Annotated in this window: 18 protein-coding genes; 13 read left to right on the forward strand and 5 right to left on the reverse strand. The window is 65.9% G+C overall.

Annotation, left to right across the window (positions count from 1 at the left end; translation table 11 throughout):
* Window positions 1-115: 115 nt before the first annotated feature.
* The 10 genes from EB75_RS00440 to EB75_RS00485 are packed head-to-tail and all read left to right on the forward strand — an operon-like array spanning window position 116 to window position 8,528.
* The gene (locus tag EB75_RS00440; RefSeq protein WP_073693527.1) at window positions 116-988 is read left to right on the forward strand and encodes a hypothetical protein; all 873 of its coding nucleotides are present in this window, start codon (window positions 116-118) and stop codon (window positions 986-988) included.
* A gap of 40 nt (window positions 989-1,028) precedes the next feature.
* Window positions 1,029-1,631, forward strand: coding sequence for a phage baseplate assembly protein V (locus EB75_RS00445; protein ID WP_142239340.1), 603 nt, complete (start codon window positions 1,029-1,031; stop codon window positions 1,629-1,631).
* Complete coding sequence (locus EB75_RS00450) at window positions 1,631-1,969, forward strand: hypothetical protein (protein ID WP_073693529.1); 339 nt, start codon at window positions 1,631-1,633, stop codon at window positions 1,967-1,969. The genes EB75_RS00445 and EB75_RS00450 overlap by 1 nt, the downstream gene beginning before the upstream one ends.
* Entirely contained in the window at window positions 1,966-2,391 is a 426-nt protein-coding gene (locus EB75_RS00455; RefSeq protein WP_073693530.1) for a GPW/gp25 family protein, read from the forward strand. The genes EB75_RS00450 and EB75_RS00455 overlap by 4 nt, the downstream gene beginning before the upstream one ends.
* The gene (locus EB75_RS00460) at window positions 2,388-4,955 is read left to right on the forward strand and encodes a baseplate J/gp47 family protein (RefSeq protein ID WP_073693531.1); all 2,568 of its coding nucleotides are present in this window, start codon (window positions 2,388-2,390) and stop codon (window positions 4,953-4,955) included. Before EB75_RS00455 ends, EB75_RS00460 begins: the two co-directional genes overlap by 4 nt.
* Window positions 4,936-5,457: a phage tail protein gene (locus EB75_RS00465; protein WP_073693532.1), complete on the forward strand. Its 522-nt coding sequence runs from the start codon at window positions 4,936-4,938 to the stop codon at window positions 5,455-5,457. Before EB75_RS00460 ends, EB75_RS00465 begins: the two co-directional genes overlap by 20 nt.
* A complete protein-coding gene (locus EB75_RS00470) occupies window positions 5,454-6,413 on the forward strand; it encodes a PASTA domain-containing protein (RefSeq protein WP_073693533.1) in 960 nt (319 codons plus the stop codon). The genes EB75_RS00465 and EB75_RS00470 overlap by 4 nt, the downstream gene beginning before the upstream one ends.
* A gap of 11 nt (window positions 6,414-6,424) precedes the next feature.
* Entirely contained in the window at window positions 6,425-6,874 is a 450-nt protein-coding gene (locus EB75_RS00475) for a class I SAM-dependent methyltransferase (protein ID WP_073693534.1), read from the forward strand.
* Window positions 6,875-6,878: 4 nt separating this feature from the next.
* Entirely contained in the window at window positions 6,879-7,622 is a 744-nt protein-coding gene (locus tag EB75_RS00480) for a hypothetical protein (protein WP_073693596.1), read from the forward strand.
* A gap of 9 nt (window positions 7,623-7,631) precedes the next feature.
* On the forward strand, window positions 7,632-8,528 hold the full coding sequence (locus tag EB75_RS00485) for a ceramidase domain-containing protein (protein WP_083611836.1): 897 nt from the start codon (window positions 7,632-7,634) through the stop codon (window positions 8,526-8,528).
* A gap of 4 nt (window positions 8,529-8,532) precedes the next feature.
* On the opposite strand, the gene EB75_RS00490 is transcribed toward EB75_RS00485, so the two are convergent.
* From EB75_RS00490 to EB75_RS00495, 3 genes are read right to left on the reverse strand one after another with little or no spacing between them, the layout of a single operon-like run.
* Entirely contained in the window at window positions 8,533-10,056 is a 1,524-nt protein-coding gene (locus EB75_RS00490; protein WP_073693536.1) for a sensor domain-containing protein, read from the reverse strand.
* Complete coding sequence (locus EB75_RS29135) at window positions 10,056-10,397, reverse strand: hypothetical protein (protein ID WP_168175952.1); 342 nt, start codon at window positions 10,395-10,397, stop codon at window positions 10,056-10,058. The genes EB75_RS00490 and EB75_RS29135 overlap by 1 nt, the downstream gene beginning before the upstream one ends.
* Before the next feature lie 40 nt (window positions 10,398-10,437).
* Window positions 10,438-11,361 carry an SDR family oxidoreductase gene (locus EB75_RS00495; protein WP_073693537.1) on the reverse strand — a complete coding sequence of 308 codons (924 nt, stop codon included), beginning with the start codon at window positions 11,359-11,361 and terminating at the stop codon, window positions 10,438-10,440.
* 82 nt (window positions 11,362-11,443) lie between these two features.
* On the opposite strand from EB75_RS00495, the gene EB75_RS00500 reads away from it, so the two are divergent.
* Window positions 11,444-11,875, forward strand: coding sequence for a MarR family winged helix-turn-helix transcriptional regulator (locus tag EB75_RS00500; RefSeq protein WP_073693538.1), 432 nt, complete (start codon window positions 11,444-11,446; stop codon window positions 11,873-11,875).
* A 51-nt stretch (window positions 11,876-11,926) separates the two neighbouring features.
* On the forward strand, window positions 11,927-12,349 hold the full coding sequence (locus EB75_RS00505; RefSeq protein WP_073693539.1) for an organic hydroperoxide resistance protein: 423 nt from the start codon (window positions 11,927-11,929) through the stop codon (window positions 12,347-12,349).
* A 60-nt stretch (window positions 12,350-12,409) separates the two neighbouring features.
* Here the strand turns inward: EB75_RS00505 and EB75_RS00510 are convergent, their stop codons facing one another.
* A complete protein-coding gene (locus tag EB75_RS00510) occupies window positions 12,410-13,495 on the reverse strand; it encodes a nucleoside hydrolase (protein WP_142239341.1) in 1,086 nt (361 codons plus the stop codon).
* A 24-nt stretch (window positions 13,496-13,519) separates the two neighbouring features.
* Entirely contained in the window at window positions 13,520-15,532 is a 2,013-nt protein-coding gene (locus EB75_RS00515) for an SDR family oxidoreductase (protein ID WP_142239342.1), read from the reverse strand.
* Between the two features lie 88 nt (window positions 15,533-15,620).
* Between EB75_RS00515 and EB75_RS00520 the strand changes: the two genes are divergently transcribed.
* Window positions 15,621-16,487 carry a MaoC family dehydratase gene (locus EB75_RS00520; protein ID WP_073693542.1) on the forward strand — a complete coding sequence of 289 codons (867 nt, stop codon included), beginning with the start codon at window positions 15,621-15,623 and terminating at the stop codon, window positions 16,485-16,487.
* Window positions 16,488-16,661 lie beyond the last annotated feature (174 nt).

Here is a 16,661-nt window from a genome sequence, read left to right on the forward strand (position 1 = left end):
TCCCGGCAACGACGCGCCGATGACCTCTACACCCTCAACTGCGAAGAGCCATCAATCCCGGCGAAGTGCTCTCCATCCCCACCGAACTCGCCGGTACGCCGGGCGGATCGGTCCCATGATGCTGACCAGTACCGCCGCACTCGCGGTCACCGTGGACGGGTCGCCGGTACCGGCCGACCTCACCGCACGCATCGTATCGGCCAGGATCGCAACGCGTCTCGGGCTACCGGCGCAGGCCGAGCTGGCCTACGCGGTGGTGCGTGGCAGCGGAACCGAATTGAGCACCTTCCCGCTCGGCGCCGCCTTGACCGCGCAGCTGGAAGGCGACCCGAAGCCGCTGTTCGAAGGCCAGATCACCGCCAGCGCGCTGGTGCACGGGCCCGACGGCGCCACGCAGATCCGGGTCCGCGGCTACGACAAGCTGCACCTACTGCGGAAACGTCAACAGCTGCGGTACTTCTCGGATGTCACGGCGGTCCAGCTGGCCGAGAAGCTGTGCGGGCCGGACGGCATCAGCGTGTCGGCGGACGACCCCGGGCCGGAGTTTCAGCGCATCGTCCAATACAGCCAGACTGACTTCGAATTGCTCCGCGAAGTCTGCTCAAGTGCCGGGCTCTACCCGGTGCTGGTGGGAGATGACTTGCGGCTCTGCACCTTACGAGGCGGTGACGACTGTGTGCAGCTCGAACTCGGCCGGACCCTGTTAGACGCCACCGTTGAGGCGAACCTGGACCGGGCAGCACAAGGCTTCACCGCTTTCGGCTGGGATCGCCAGAGCGCGAAGCTGTTTCGCGAGCAGGTCGACAGCCCCCGGGGTGGAGCGGCCGTGCAGACCGAGCCCGACCTGAGCGCGCTCGGTCTCGACGGCAAGCTGATGCTCCTGGACCAGCAGGGTGCCAGCGCCTCCGAGGTTGCGGCGCGGGCGCAGGCCGAACTCGACGTCCGGGCAGCGTCGACGGTGACGTTGCGGGGGCACCGCGGCCGGTGACGCCGCCCTGCGGGCCGGGGTGTGTGTCGAGGTCAGTGGCGTGGCTGCGGACTTCGCCGGAAGCTATGTGCTCACCGAAGCCATCCACACCGTTGATGCGGCAGGATTCCACACCACGCTGAGCACCGAGCCGTCGGCGCTGCCGGTCGCGCGGCCGTCGACAGCCATCACCCTCGGCACAGTGACCGACGTCGCCGACCCCGAAGGGCTTGGGCGCGTGCAGGTTTGCCTGCCCGCCTACGGTGATCCCGATGTGGGCTGGCTGGCCGTGCTGTGCGCGGGCGCGGGGAAGAAGCGCGGCCTGGTGGTGCTGCCCGATGTCGGCGACACCGTGCTGGTCGCGCTCTCCCATGGTCCGGTCGGGGGCGTGGTGCTTGGCGGCTTGTTCGGCGGAGAGGAGCCACCCGATGCCGGGGTCGACGGCGGCAAGGTCAAGCGGTGGTCGCTGCACACCGATGACGGGCAGCGGATCGTCGTCGACGACGGTGCCCACATGATCACCGTCGCGAACCGGGGTGGCAGCACGCTGAGTCTGGCCCCGGGCAAGGTCACGTTGCACGCCGAGACGGATCTCGACATCACCGCGCCCGGCAAGACCATCACGATCAAGGCCAAAGCCGTCGAATTCATGCGGGAGGAGTGATGGCGGAGTGGATCACGCTGGACTCGGTCATAAAGTGCGATCACAAGGGCGTGATCCAGAATGTCAATCAACAGGATTGGGTCACCATCGACGTTCCGGTGCTGGTCGACAACGACCCTGAGGGCCGCGACATCGACTGGTGCCCCAACAGCGGTCCCACCATCAAGAAATGCGGCAAGACGCTGAAGGTCGCCGTCGGTTACAGCACCTGGATCCGGATCGACGGTCACGCGGTGGTGCTGGCCACCTTGGACGGGTTGACCGACGGCACCCCGCCCGGCGTCGTGCACTACACCGTCGAAGATCCCAAGCAGAGGTTTGTGAGGGCCGACGGATGACGGCCGACTACAACGCGTTTCGTTTCACCGGGGCAGGCCTGGATGCCTACGGCCCCACCGGCCTGTCGACCACACCGACCGGACAGGTGGCCATGGTCGACGGTGCCGGCGCCATCCGGCAGGCCCTGATGCTACTGCTGTCGACGGTGCCCGGCGACCGGCTGATGCGCCCCGACTACGGCTCGTATTTGCACCGGCTACTGTTCGCCAACAATGATCAGACCACCGCCGGACTGGCCATCCACTATGTCAGGCAGGCGGTACACCGCTGGGAGCCAAGGGTTTCCATCATCGACGTCGATGCTGATGTGGACCCCGAGATCGACTCCCGGCTCAACATCACGCTGACCTACCGCATTCGCGCGACGCTGAGCACCGAGACGCTCGTGTATCCGCTGGATTTGCAGGGAGGTGCGCCGTGACGTTCCCCGTGCCCAATCTGGACGACCGCACGTTCGTCGACCTCGTACTCGAAGCCCGGGAACGCGCGCGCAACGCCTGCCCGGCGTGGACGGACATGAGCGTCAACGACCCGGGCATGGCGCTCATCGAGGTGTTCGCGCACCTGACCGAGGTGATGATCTACCGGCTCAACCGGCTGCCGGAGAAGTCCTACCTGACGTTCCTCAACCTGATCGGGCTCTCCCGCCGGCCGCCCAGCGCGGCGTGGGTGGAGCTGACCTTCGCCCGGGACAGCCGCGAAACCGATTCGGAGAAGCCGACAATCACCATTGCGCCGGGTACCCGGGTGACGACCGGCGCCGGAGCGCTGTCGCAGACGGTCTTCGTCGTCCCCGATGCCGTCGTGATCCCCGCCGGGCAGGACTCCGCCGTCGCCCGTGGTCACCACTGCACCATCATCGACGGCGAGCTGCTGGGCACCGGAACAGGCCGTGCCGGTCAGCGTTTCACGGCCGCGCACGCGCCCATCGTCACGACCACCGAACCGCTGTCCATGGTGCTGGGTGTGCAGGTCGTGGGTGACCGTGACGAGCGGCGCGCGGCCCGTGAATTCGGCGGCCACGAGTTCGAGATCTGGCAGTCCGTCGACAGTTTCGCCGACGTGGGGCCACAAGACCGGTCCTACATCGTGGACCGGTCCACGGGCACCATCATCTTCGCTCCCAGTGTCTCCGGGGCCGTCGTCCCAGCTGCCGGCGCGGAGATCCGATTGTGGTACCGGACCGGCGGGGGAGTGGGAGGCAACGTCGCGGCCGGCCAACTGACCGCCATCGAACCGCGCATCAATGGCGTCACGGTGACCAATGTACCGCCGGCCCAAGGGGGTTCAGATCTGGAAGAGGTCGGTGCTGCGCTGGAGCGCGGGCCGTACGAGTTCTTCTCCCTGAAACGCGCTGTGACAGCGCGGGACTACGAGGTGCTGGCCACCGTCAGCTCCAGTGGAGTAGCGCGTGCCCGCGCCTTCACCCGCGTCGACGTCCGACCCTTTGCACAGCGCGGCTCCATCGAAGTGGTTCTGGTTCCGCAGGTTTCGGCGCAGGACCGGCCCGGCGGCAGGTTGAGCCTGGCCACCATGCTGGCGCATGAAGTGGAGGAAGCCCGCGTGCGCACCGCCACCGACCTGAGCAACCGCGGCATGATCGGCACCACCTGCGTCACGAGTTGGGCCAAGTACAAAGAGGTTTCGGTCGAAGGGCGCATCGTGGTGCGGCCCGAAGAAGACGCGGCAGCGGTGCGGGACAGGGTGCATGAACGCCTGAACCGCGTGATCAGTCCCTTGGCGTCTGCCGAGAACACCACCGGGTGGCAGTTCGGTGAGTCCCTGCGGGCGTCGACGGTGTACCAGCTGCTGGAAGGCTCCGAGCCGGGTGTGCGCTACGTCGACGAATTGCGGTTCGTCATCGGCGAAGCGCCCGATGGGCAGATCCGCGGCACGGTGGCAGACCCCTACCAGGACAACACGTGGTACTGCGGGTCAGGCGAAATCCTGTTCCGGTCGGTCAACGACGGCAAGGGCTGGGAGAGCATCTGGCGGTTCCCGGGCGAGGAGGTCATGACGATCGTGCCGGCGCCCCGCGCGGTGCGCGCGGGCATGGTCGAGCGCACCGGAACGCTGGCGCTGGCCACCCGGAGGACCGACACCGGCGGCTCCCGGGTGTACCTGTCGGACGATCTCGGCGAAACCTGGCAGATGATCGAAGAACTCGGACCCACGGTCAACGACATCGCCTGGATCGAGCGCGACACCGTCGCCGCGCTGCTGTTGGCCACCGACGGTGGACTCTACGAACTCAAGCTGCTTGCCGAGCCGCCCGCACCCGATCTGGTGATCTTCGAACCCGCAGAACAGGATCGGGCGCTCTACGCGGTCGAGACCGCCATCTCGGAGCAGGGCAAGTGGGCGGTGATGGTGGCGGCACAGGCCAAGCAGGGCATCTATCTGTCCGTCGAGGGCGGCCGGGCCGGCTCGTTCGGTCAAGTCGGCCCTGTGCCGGGGATCGACAGCCGTTGTTTGACCATGCAGATCAACGGACCCACAACAGTGGTCTGGGTCGGCATCGGTGAGTCGGAACAGGGTGGCGTCGGGACCGGATGCCTGCGGGCGCGGCTCTTCGAAGCCGATCTGCGATGGGAGCCGCTGAGCGCCGGGTGGGCCGGTGGCACCTGTTGGGACATTGCGCTGGACGGCAGTCGGGCGCTGGCCGCGACGCAGAGCGCCGGTGTGCTGATGCTGGACGCCGCGGCGCAGAACCCGACGTGGCAGGCGCCGGATGCGAGCAGCGGGCTGCCGCTGCGTCCTGAACAGCGCGCCCGCTTCGAGGCGGTGCAGAGTGCCGATGCCAAAGCGGGCACGGTCATCGTGGGAGGGCCAAAGGGTGTGTACCGCAACGGCGTAGCGGGCCGCTGGATGCCTGCGGCCAACCGGATCAGCACCGACGAGGTGACCATCCCCGACACCTGGCTGCTGTGCTCGGGCGAACACAACATCACCGTGGTGGGAAGCTATGCGCAGCCCAGCGATTAAGCGGCTGTTGCCGTCGGCGTACCAGGACGTGGCCTTCGAGGGGACCGTCCTGGCGGCCTTGCTTGACGCCATGGAGGCGCTGCAGGCGCCCGATGAGGCACTGATCGGAGATTTCGGCGCGCAGTTCGCCCCGTATACCGCGCGCGAAGACTTCCTCGCCTTCCTCGCGAGGTGGGTGACGCTGGACTACCTTGTCGGCGTGCGCCGTCCGGGCGCGACCGACACCCTGCTGATCCCGCCGGCCCAGATGCGTAATCTCATCGCCGAAGCGGCCACTCTCGCACAGCTGCGCGGCACCAGTGACGGCCTGCGGCGGTTCCTGGAAATCGCCACGGGGGTGGTCGGTTTCGAGATCATCGAGACGCCCGATCAGCCGTTCCATTTCACTGTACGGATACCGGCGGACGCCACCGCGTATGCCGGTGTGGTGCAGCACATCGTCAACCATGAGAAACCCGCAGCGATGACGGCGGACCTACAGCTCACGGAGGCAACACGATGACCGCATGGCAGATCAGTCCGGCCACCGAACGAGTCGAACTCGCGGGTGGACAGGCCGAGGTGGTGTTCACCGTCACCAACCCCGGCCCGGTGGATACGCGCGCCACCGTCGACATCGTCGGCAGTGAGCAGGCGCAGGCGTCGTGGTTCACGGTCGCCGAGCCGCAGCAGGTGATACCGCATGGCGGCTCCAAGCAGTTCACCGCGACGGTGAAGCCCGGGGAGAAGGCGCCCGCCGGAACACACTGGCTGTCGGGCCGGGTCTACTCGGCAGACGCTGCGCCAGAGGAGGATTCGGTCACCTCCAACCGCGTCACCTTCGAGATCAAACCTCCGCCGGAGAAGCCGAAATCCAAGGACTGGTTGTGGGCGCTGATCGCCGGCGGTGTCCTGGTGCTGGTCATCATCGTCGTGATGGTGACGTTGATGACGCGGCGCAGTGGCGTGGAGGTGCCCGACGTCGTCGGCAAACCCCAGGCGCAGGCCGAGCAGATGCTCAAGGACAACGGGTTGGTGCCGAAGGCTGCGCAGCAGCCCAGCGACGCCGTCGCGAACGGCAACGTGATCAGTCAGGACCCGACAGCGGGCGCCAGCGCCAAGAAAGACTCGACGGTCACCATTGCGGTGTCATCAGGCGCCGATCTGGTGCAGATACCGGACGTGGTCGGCATGGACGTCAACGACGCGGTGGACCGGGTTCAGAAAGCGGGTCTTGTTCCCGGCTTCGCCCAGGGCGCGAGCTCTGTGCCGGCGAACCACGTGTATCGGACCGACCCGGATCACGTGCCAGTTCCCAAGGGAAGCAAGGTAATTCTGTACGTGTCGAAGGGGCCTTCCGGTACAAACGATGCCTGTAAGGGCATCCATCCCCCCAAGTGGTGCCTGGTGAGAATCACTGACATCCTCGTTCCCACCCTCATGCCTAGCTTCACGGTTCCCGTCGGACCGGGTCACTGAGTGGTGCCGTCATGGGCAAAAAGGCCTTTGTCGCCGTATTGATCGCTGTTGTGGTGCTTTTCGTCGTTTTCGTGGCGGTCGGCACCCGCCAGGGCGACGGCGATGCCGGTAAGGCTCCCGACGGACTCCTCGGTCGCCTCATGAAGAGCGCAGCGGGCGGGACCGAGGTGCCGCTGCGTGAACTCAAAGCCGATTGCCTGAAACCCGGCGGGGTGCTCGTCGTGCAAAGCGGCTGCGCGCTGAAGGTACCGGGCGGTGGCGACGGTCTCCGTACCGTCCGATTGACGACAACCGATGGCTCCGTTGGTATTTCGGCACCGCTGCCCGATCCGAAGGGCGGGCCCACTCGCACGGTCAGTAAGAAACTCGACGATGGGGAGGACATCAGCGTCGCTGTCGGCAAGGACGGAGCGGTGATCTCACTGAGCTGTTTCAGCTGCAAACTACGTGCCGGCGGGTGAGGCCATGGACAAGCTGCGCACGCCGTTGTTCGTCCTCGCGCTCGTCGCCTGCGCGCTGATCGTGCTGATCGAGCTGGGATCACCGATGATCACGGGCGGACACGGCGCCGGCGCGGAATTCCTTGTCCAGGCCGCAAAATTGGACCTGGAGGAGATGCCGAGCAGCAGCGGCGTCGTCGAACCGCCCGGTCGCGGAATTCCGTACATGGCCCTGGTCGACGGGATTCTGTTCTACACGCTCGGCCTGATGGGGATCTCATTGCTCGTGCCCGAGCGCATTCACGGCCGCATTCAAGGCATTGTGACGATCATCGGTTCGATCCTGTTGATCATCGGGGCCATCGTCATGGCGATCATCGCGTTCGTCGAATTGCTGGTGATGATCGCCCTTTTCATGAGTCCGCCGTTCGGCACGCTCGCGTACCTCGCGGTGTGGGGGTTCTTTCCCACGGGGGACGCCTCGATGCTGAACGGCCTGCTGATGTTCCTCAAGGTCGCCGTCTGCGTGCTGTTGTTGTTGGCGCACCAGCGATTTCTGCAGAACAAGGGGCTGGTGCTGATGCTGCTCACCTCGCTGGTGTGCGGCGTCATCCTCAGTTTTCTCCATGGGCTGGTGCCGATCATCTTGGTGAGCATCACTGACGACATCGCTGCCATCGTCTTCGCGGTCATCGCGATCATCTGGGGCATCGTTCTGCTGATCGGCTCGATTCCCTCGGTGGTCAAGGCCATCAGATCTGTTGCGTAGGAGGCGCACATGAGTGAAAAGCCACAGGTATCAATGAGTCTCGTGCGGCGCTGGAGTTGGTTGATCATCTGCGGTGGCTGCATTCTCGTGGTGGCATGCATTGCCCTGCTCGGTTCGGTCGCGTCGGGTTCACCATGGGCCGACGTCGCGTCCACTGATGTCAAGGCGTACCGGAGCGAACAGTGCGAGGCGATCGACAAGACGGCCTTCTTTCTGCAGATCGCGAACTTCTGGTCAAACTTCGCCTATCTGGCCGCCGGCCTGATGATCCTGTTCTTCAATCGCTCGATGCCGGGCCGGTTCATCGGCGGCTCGCTGTGCTTCCTGGCCTTGTGCAGCGCCTGGTTTCACGGCACGTTGACGGGCCTCGGTCAGACGTTGGACATCGTGGGCGTCTACGCGGTGCTGCTTGCGATCGTCGCCTACGGGTTCATCGAGCTCATGAATTGGGAGTACGACGACTGGCAGTCGTGGGCTCTGATGATCGGCGCTGTGGTGGTCGCATTCATCGGTGGCTTTCTTCGTTCGGAGGTCATCGTCTTCAATTCCGATGTCTTCACCCCCGCCTTGGTAGTGGTCATCATCGGCTGGATGGTGTGGTCGGCCTTGGCGCGGAACACGCCGCGCGGCGTCGAGCCGGCAGCGGAGGGAAACATGTGGTGGGGCTTCGGAATCACCGTCTCCGCCGGTCTGTTGGCGCTTGTCTTCAAGTACACCGACGGCACCGACAACTTGTTGGCAAAGCACGACGGGCACTACTACGAATGCCTCTACAGCCACACGTCGGTCATTCAAGGCCACGCTCTCTGGCACATCTTCACCGCGGTGATGTTTGTCGGCATGTTCGAGTACTTCAGGGCCTTCCGGATGCGATCGGAATCGCCATTCCCGTGGCGGCACCAATAGGCAGTCACTCCCTGGGGAAGCGGTCCCGGATGGAGGTGGCGACCGTGGTGGCGTGTTCGGATGCCTTTGGCCCGCACGCCACCACGTCGGAGATGACGTTGGATATCGCCGCAGAAGCGCGAGCGCATTGACCGCCCGGTTCGTCGGATGTCTTTACCGCCAAGGTCCAGATATGGTGGTCCTCGGTGAGGTCTCCGACGGTAATACGTTGTGCACCAACGGGAACGGTGGACTTCTTACAGGCGTCCCATTGCGTCCTGATCGGTTCGAAGAATTCGGAGGCCTGAAGCGGAGTCGCGAATTCGATGACGCTTTCGTCGATCCGGGTCTGCGATGTCGTGTCGACCATCTCGCGGCCGGACCGTCGCAGGAATCCGCTGTCGCGACCGGGTTCGTAGGTCGTCGGGTTCACTGCGTCGGCGCAGGACGGGGCTCTGGGCGCCGAATCACGGTGCGGCTGTTGTGTGTACTCCTTCGCCACCGTCAACGCGGGCATCTGGGTCAGGCGCTTGATGTCGTCGAGGCTCAGAAGCTGACCGACCACCGCGTCGCCCTTGACCGTCTGCACGAACTCCGGGCATGGCCAGTAGTCGCGGACATTTGCCCCGGTGCCCATCTCTCGGGGATTGCCTTTGATGTTGCGCAACATGATGCGGTGTGACGCATCGGCGGTCACGATGACGGTGAATCCGAATTCGGGTTTCCAGTTCGCCGGCATCAGGACCCAGCGATCATCGCGCACAGCGATGGTCCGAAAACACTCATAGCGGTAGGTCGGCTGTTGCTGCGCATCGCGGGTGGGCAAGGGGCGTACTTTGATCAGTTCGGGTGGCAGGTCGAGTTGATCTTGCGTGTCGAGAATGACGGTGCTGTTGGTCGCCCACAGGCCGGCAGCCGCGTTGGTGCCTTCTACCTTGCCGGCTTTCTCGGCGAACACGTTGGTGACCCAGAACAGGGCCAGTATCAACACAATTGCGTTGATGGCGAGCAGTACCTGACCGACTCGGGTTGGTGGCAGGACGGACTGCGACGGGTCGTCGCACGCGCGTCGCATCCATTCACCCACCAGCAGCAGCGCGGCGCCGAGCGCGAGCGCGCCGGGCGTCTGCCAGCCCTGGTCGTCGTGATACGAGTCGGGTGACCACACCCCACGGACGGCGCGCAATAGCGCGGCGGCGCCGAGGATCATCACCAGGAGCGCCGTGCGCCGCAGAGTGACGACATATCTGCCGCGGCGGACAAGACTGCGGAACATCAGACACAGGGCGAGGACCGTGGCGCACACAAGCGCCGCGGACAATGCGATGACGAACAACACGCCGGCGCTCTGCGCCACATAGTCATTCGTCGTGTATCCGACGACGTCGGTGGACACCCCGAGGTACGTCATCTTCGCGTTGGTCGAGACCCGGCCGAAGTAGTAGCAGAGTGCCGTGATCGCCGAAAGTGGTGCGGCGACAACGCCAACCACGCCGAGCCACGATTGCAGATGTGGCGACACGGTGCGTGACTCGTCGGCGGGCTCCATCAGGGTGTGGGCTGCGGCGAACTGGTGGGCGGGTGTGGCCCGCTCGGTGTGGTGGTCGTGGTGGTCGTTGTCTGGGTGGTCGTCGGCGCGCTGGTGAATGTTGTCGATGTCGGGATCGGGCCCGATGTGGTCGGCGGCGGGGAGTAGGTGACCATCGTGGTTGTGGTGGTCGTTGCCTGCGTCGACTGGTGGGTCGGCGTCGGCAGTGTCGTGGTTTCGATCGATGATGTGGGCGGTGGGTCATTGACGGCCGTCTGGGTACATGCCGCGAGGACCGACATCGACGCGATGACGGCACAACCGCGGGTTACCCGGGGTGCGTCATTGCGTCGTTTACGCATGGGTAAAGGATGGCACTGCCGGAGTGCGGATTTCGCGGAATCACACATTCCAGCTGTCAGGCCTGCGGCCGTCGACGTCGGTGAATCTGTACTCGCGGGCCAGGTCTGCTGACGTCACCGAACGCTGGTTCCAGCGCGTCTTGTCCGGGTCCGCAGCGAGGGCCGCCACGGCCCGCCCGAGATAGCGGGGCGATTCCGACGATGCGAAGGCCTCTGGCGCGGTGGGTAATCCGCCGGGTCTGTTCGGCTGCAGTGCGTCGCGCCAGGTGTCTTCGGTGACGCCCCAGTTGTCGAACATCATCTCTGAGCGCAGCCAGCCCGGGGTGATGGCCACCGCGGTGCCGCCGTGGCCGGCGAGCTCATGTCCCTGCGAGAACGCCAGCCGGTTCACGGCAACCTTCACCAGGTCGTAGAACACCGAGATGCGGTACCGATCAGCGTTGAAATGTGTTGTGCCGTCGGTGACCTCGACGAGCAGGCCGCCCGGCTTCTCGACGAGCAGCGGCAGCAGATGGTGCGACGTGATCAGGTGCGTCTCGATGCCGAGGCGCACGATCCGCAGTCCGCGATCCAGGTCATGCTCCCAGATGGGTGTGTTCCATTCGGGCGGTGCACCTTTAAGCTTCTCCGCACCCCAGATGTCGTTCACCAGGACGTCGATGGTGCCGTAATCGTCGCGCAACCGGTCGGCCAGGCGCTGGACCTGATGCGAGTCCAGGTGGTCGACCGGAATCGCGACGCCGACGCCGCCCAAACGCGTGACCAACTCGGCGGTTTCCTCGATGGTCTCGGGCCGGTCGTAGTCGGACGTCATGCCGCCGCGGCGGCTACTGCGACCGGTGCAGATGACCGTCGCCCCCGCCTCGCCCAGCGCGGCGGCGATGCCGCGGCCGCCACCACGCGTCGCGCCGGCCACTACCGCGACCGTGCCGCGTAACGCGTCCTGGTCGGGGAACCAGTCCATAGGTCGAGCATGGCACACCGCACCCGGGTGCTGTCGAACACAATGGTTGTGCACAACTGAATTGTGGGCTACAGTTCTTCACGTGGACGCACTCACCTTGGATCGCCAGCTCTGCTTCGCTCTGTACTCGGCGTCGCGGGCCATGACGGCGGCCTACCGGCCGATCCTGTCCGAGCTGAACCTCACCTACCCGCAGTACCTGGTGCTGCTGGTGTTGTGGGAAGAGGATCGGGTCACGGTCGGGCGTCTGGGCGAGCGGCTGCAGCTGGATTCGGGGACTCTCTCACCGCTACTGAAACGGTTGGAGGCCAATGGATTCATCCGTCGTGAACGGTCGCTGCAGGACGAGCGTCAGGTCGAGGTGACCCTCACCTCGCCCGGCCGCAAGCTCGAAGGGAAGGCCCAGTGCATTCCCCAGAAGCTGGGCGCCCGGATGGGCATCAGCGAGCGGGATGCGGCAGACCTGCGCGATGCGATTCACAGATTGACCGATGCGCTCACCGCATCGCACTGATTTACCGACGCAACCCGCGTCACCGGCAACAATCACAACAAGGAGATCGACATGAAGACCCTGTACACCGCAGAAGCCCTGGCCACCGGCGAAGGTCGCGACGGCCACGGCCGCACCTCCGACGGCAAGCTGGACCTGGACTTGGCCATCCCGAAGGAGATGGGTGGCAGCGGCAACGGCACCAACCCCGAGCAGCTGTTCGCCATCGGCTACGCGGCCTGCTACCACTCGGCGCTGCGTCTGGTCGCTCGTGAGGCCAAGGCCGACGTCACCGATTCGGCTGTGGGAGCTCGGGTTTCGCTGGGCCAGCTGGACAACGGCGGATTCGGTCTGGCGGTCGAGCTCGAGATCACCTTGCCCAACCTGGAGCACGACGCCGCTCAGGAGCTGGCGGACAAGGCTCACCTGGTGTGCCCCTACTCCAACGCGACCCGCGGCAACATCGACGTAAAGATCACCGTCACCGACGACTGAAATCGCGCCGCCGACTGGCCACTTGTGACGAATTTGCGTGTCATAAGTGGCTTTTCGGCACTACAGGGTGGACGCGAAAGCCCCGACCCGCTCGATGAACCGGTCGAAGAACGCCACCGGGTCGACCTCGACACCGATGTGGGCATTGGGTTGACGCCGCCAATGCCCGCGCCAGTCGGCCACTGTCATGCCGCGGGTCAGTGTGCCGAGCAGCTCTACGTCGACCGTCGCCTGCTGGTACCGGACGATGCCCGGGTCCAGCGCAACGGCCGCCGCGAGCGGATCATGCAGGTGCGCCAGGTAGCCCTCGCCCTGGTCGTAGTGGAACTCGAAGTAGAACCGCATGGCGTCTTCCAGGACCCGGATCAGCGCGTTGGACGACGTGGACCGGGTACCGCGATGGTCCAGCACGCTCATCGGCGATGACGGCCCGCCTGCCGCGGTCGCCAGCCGGCTCAGCAGCGACGGCGTCATAGCGATGTTCTCGGTCAGGTTGAGCCCCAGCACAATTGGCAGGTGCGTCGGATCTTCCAGGCCCCATGCCGCGCCCCACACCGCGAACACCTCGGCAGCGGCCTCCGGGTCGACACTGATGTTCCACTCGGACACCGGCGTGGTGTTGCCCCGGTAGTCGAAGGCCCCGCCCATGATCACCAGCCGCCGCAGCAGCCGGGGGAGTGACGGTTCCAGCCGCAGCGCCAGTGCGAAGTTGGTCAGCGGACCGGTGACCAGACCGATCAACTCACCGGGATATTCGCGCGCGGCCTGGATCCACGCCTCGGCGGCGTCGTACTCGGTGAGCACACCGCCGGTGTCGGAGTCGGCGCGCGGCTCGGGCAGTTCGGCGTACCCGAGCCCCCGCGGACCGTGGGTGTCCTCGGCGGTCCGCAACGGCGCGACGAGCGGGACGCTCGAGCCCCGGGATACCGGGATCGGCCCGACCCCGCACAACTGCAGCAACCCCAGGTTGTTGACGCACACCTGGTCGACGGGGACGTTGCCCGCGGTCGAGGCGATGCCCACCAACTCGGCATCGGCGCTGGCCAGCAGATAGGCGAGCGCCATCGCGTCATCGACGCCGGTGTCGACATCAGCAAAAACCGGCTGCACCCTGGCCTGGCCGGTGGGAAGTAAGCCCCCAGTCACGTCGCCAACGATAGGTCCGGCCGTTTACCAATGCACGCCGGGGATCAGCCGCACCGCGGTCTTGACCGGGCGGGGCACCCGGACCTTGCTGACCGCGAGAGGCCGCTTGGGTCGGCGCGGACTGCGCGGACGCTCGGAAGTCGACGCCGGCGGCGGGGTTTCGGTGACACCGCGCGCCGCTGCCGAATCCGGGTAGCCCAGGTACAGCTGGTGCAGGACCCGGCGAGACAGCTTGGGGGTCAGGTAATTTCCGATATCACCCAGCGTGCCCAGCGGGGTGTCGATGCGGGCCGGCTTCTCGACCAGGCCACGCACCACCATCGCCGCGGCGTGCTCGGCGGTGATCGGCGGCATGGGGTTCAGCCGCTTCGACGGCGCGATCATCGGGGTCTCCACCAACGGCATGTGGATGTTGGTGAACGTGATGTGGTCCGAAAGGGTCTCGGTGCCAACCACTTCCGAGAACGCGTCCAGCGCCGCCTTGCTCGGCAGGTAGGCGCTGTACTTCGGGCTGTTGGCCTGCACCCCGGCACTCGACACGTTGACCACGTGACCGAACCGGCGTTCGCGCCAGTGCGGCAGCAGCGCCAGCGTCATCCGCACCGCGCCGAAGTAGTTGACCGCCATCACGCGTTCGTAGTCGTGGAACCGATCGGTCGAGTTGACCACCGAACGGCGGATCGAGCGGCCGGCGTTGTTCACCAGGTAGTCGACGTGGTCGAACTGGCCCAGGATGTCCTTCACGGTGTGCTCCACTGAGTTGCCGTCGGCCACATCGCAGGTGAAAGCGTATGCCTCGCCGCCGAATTCGCGGATTTCCGTCACGAGTTCGTCGAGGGCATCGGCGCTACGGGCCAGGGCGAACACCCGTCCACCGCGTTCGGCGACGGCGATGGCGGAGGCCCGGCCGATGCCACTCGAGGCGCCCGTGATGATGACGTTGCGGCCGACCAGCGGGCCGCGGGGGTCGTCGCGGCGGGCCCGGTCGGGGTCCAGGTGCTCGGCCCAGTAGCGCCACAGTTTCGGTGCGTACGAGGCGAATTCGGGAAGCACGATGCCGGTGCCCTGCAGTGCCGCGACGGTGTTCTCCGAGGAGAACGACGGCGCCAGGTCGACGACGTCGAGCACCTCGCCGGGGATACCCAGCTGAGTGGCCGCCATATTGCGGAGAATCTTGGCCCGCCCGGTGGCCTTGAGCACCGGAGCGGCGGTGGCTCCAGGCAGAGTGCCACGCAGTGGCGGCAACCCGGCCTCACGCGCGACACCGCGGTAGATGTCTTTGAGTCCAATGGGATTCGGAGACGTCACATGGAACGTCTGACCGTCGCGGCCATCGGCGTGCATGAGATGGACGACGGCTTCAACAACATAGTCCACCGGCACGATGTTGGTGCGGCCGGTATCGGGCACCAGCATCGGCGTGATCTTGGGCAGCGCCGCCAGCCGGGACAGCACCCCGAAGAAGTAGTACGGCCCGTCGACCTTGTCCATCTCGCCGGTCCGGGAGTCGCCGACCACGACAGCCGGCCGGTAGATCCGGTGCCGCACGCCCGGGGTGGCGCGCACCAGCTGCTCGGCTTCGAACTTGGTCTGGTGGTACGGCGTGGGCAGCTCCTGAGAGACGTCGAAGTCGTCCTCGGTGAAGATGCCCCGATAGTTGCCCGCCACCGCGATCGATGACACGTGGTGCAGCGTCGCGCCGAGGCTGCGGGTCAGCTCGATCACCGCGCGGGTGCCCTCGACGTTGGCGGCTCGCTGGGTGGCGGCGTCGACGGTCATGTCATAGATGGCGGCGCAGTGCACCACATGGTCGACTGGACCGAGATCGGCCAGGTCGGCCAGGCCCAGACCCGCGGATGTGAGGTCGCCGACCAGGGGTTTTGCCCGGTCACCCCATTCCGCGGCCAGTTCTTCGAAGCGGGCCAACGAGGCCCGACGGACGAGAACGAAAACTTCGGCGTCGTCGTGCTGAGCCAGAATCCGGCTGACGACGCGGCGGCCAATAAACCCGGTACCGCCGGTAACGACATATCGCATGCGAGTCATCGTGAACCTCTCGCGGGCCGAGGTCAATAGCGCGTAAGGTCCGGATTTGTCACACCCACCTCTGAGGGAGAACCGCCGAATGCCGATCAACCCCAATGCCATCGGAGCCAAGACCACACCGCAGCCCTTCGAGTGGACGGAACGCGACACCCTGCTCTACGCACTCGGAGTGGGTTGCGGGACGAAGGATTTGGCGTTCACCACGGAGAACAGCCACGACATCGATCAGCAGGTGCTGCCCACGTATGCGGTGATCTGCTGCCCGGCGTGGGGCGCGGTCGGTGAGGTCGGCAGCTTCAATTTCGGCAAACTGCTGCACGGCAGCCAGCAGATTCGGTTGCACGCGCCGTTGCCGCCCTCGGGCCGCTTGAACGTCAGCTCCGAGGTGGTCGACATCCAGGACAAGGGTGAGGGCAAGAACGCCATCCTCACGTTCAAGGGCACCGCCACCGACGACGACGGCAACGTGCTCGCCGAGTCCTGGTCGACCGCGGTGATCCGCGGCGAGGGTGGCTTCGGCGGTCAGCCCGGGGAGCGGGCGGCGGCTCCGGAGATTCCCGATCGCCCGGCCGACGCTGTTGTCGCACTCCCGACGACCGAGGACCAGCCGCTGATCTACCGGCTGTCCGGAGACCGCAATCCGCTGCACAGCGACCCGTGGTTCGCGCAGACCCTCGCCGGATTCCCGAAGCCGATCCTGCACGGCCTGTGCACCTACGGTGTGGCCGGCCGGGTGCTGGTCGCCGAGCTCGGCGGCGGTGACGCGTCGAAGATCAAGGCTGTCGGGGCCCGCTTCACCTCACCGGTGTTCCCGGGCGAAACACTGACCACGTCGGTGTGGCGCACCGAGCCAGGGCACGCGGTGTTCCGCACCGAAGCCGCCGGGCCCGACGGTAGCAACGCCCGCCTGGTCCTCGAAGATGGGACCGCGGAGTACGGCGACTGACGGTTGCGGGACGCGGTTGCCGCATATGCGGCGTAGCGTCATAGGTAGAGCCGCGTCGTATGTTGCTTGGCGGCTCCGCTCGAAGTCATTGGCAGCGTAGGTCTCTTCGTGATTCTGCCGGTGGGTGATCGCGGCACCAACCGTAAGGATTTGTCATGGGATGGCGCACCATTC

It is taken from the genome of Mycobacterium sp. ST-F2 (assembly GCF_001905655.1).
GTDB lineage: Bacteria > Actinomycetota > Actinomycetes > Mycobacteriales > Mycobacteriaceae > Mycobacterium.

What these genes read in the sequence shown, in the direction of transcription:
- EB75_RS00440 (WP_073693527.1), top strand. Translation starts at nt 116, where the DNA reads ATGATGCTGACCAGTACCGCCGCACTCGCGGTCACCGTGGACGGGTCG.
- EB75_RS00450 (WP_073693529.1), top strand. Translation starts at nt 1,631, where the DNA reads ATGGCGGAGTGGATCACGCTGGACTCGGTCATAAAGTGCGATCACAAG.
- EB75_RS00455 (WP_073693530.1), top strand. Translation starts at nt 1,966, where the DNA reads ATGACGGCCGACTACAACGCGTTTCGTTTCACCGGGGCAGGCCTGGAT.
- EB75_RS00465 (WP_073693532.1), top strand. Translation starts at nt 4,936, where the DNA reads ATGCGCAGCCCAGCGATTAAGCGGCTGTTGCCGTCGGCGTACCAGGAC.
- EB75_RS00470 (WP_073693533.1), top strand. Translation starts at nt 5,454, where the DNA reads ATGACCGCATGGCAGATCAGTCCGGCCACCGAACGAGTCGAACTCGCG.
- EB75_RS00475 (WP_073693534.1), top strand. Translation starts at nt 6,425, where the DNA reads ATGGGCAAAAAGGCCTTTGTCGCCGTATTGATCGCTGTTGTGGTGCTT.
- EB75_RS00480 (WP_073693596.1), top strand. Translation starts at nt 6,879, where the DNA reads ATGGACAAGCTGCGCACGCCGTTGTTCGTCCTCGCGCTCGTCGCCTGC.
- EB75_RS00485 (WP_083611836.1), top strand. Translation starts at nt 7,632, where the DNA reads ATGAGTGAAAAGCCACAGGTATCAATGAGTCTCGTGCGGCGCTGGAGT.
- EB75_RS00490 (WP_073693536.1), bottom strand. Translation starts at nt 10,056, where the DNA reads ATGGAGCCCGCCGACGAGTCACGCACCGTGTCGCCACATCTGCAATCG.
- EB75_RS29135 (WP_168175952.1), bottom strand. Translation starts at nt 10,397, where the DNA reads ATGCGTAAACGACGCAATGACGCACCCCGGGTAACCCGCGGTTGTGCC.
- EB75_RS00495 (WP_073693537.1), bottom strand. Translation starts at nt 11,361, where the DNA reads ATGGACTGGTTCCCCGACCAGGACGCGTTACGCGGCACGGTCGCGGTA.
- EB75_RS00505 (WP_073693539.1), top strand. Translation starts at nt 11,927, where the DNA reads ATGAAGACCCTGTACACCGCAGAAGCCCTGGCCACCGGCGAAGGTCGC.
- EB75_RS00515 (WP_142239342.1), bottom strand. Translation starts at nt 15,532, where the DNA reads ATGCGATATGTCGTTACCGGCGGTACCGGGTTTATTGGCCGCCGCGTC.
- EB75_RS00520 (WP_073693542.1), top strand. Translation starts at nt 15,621, where the DNA reads ATGCCGATCAACCCCAATGCCATCGGAGCCAAGACCACACCGCAGCCC.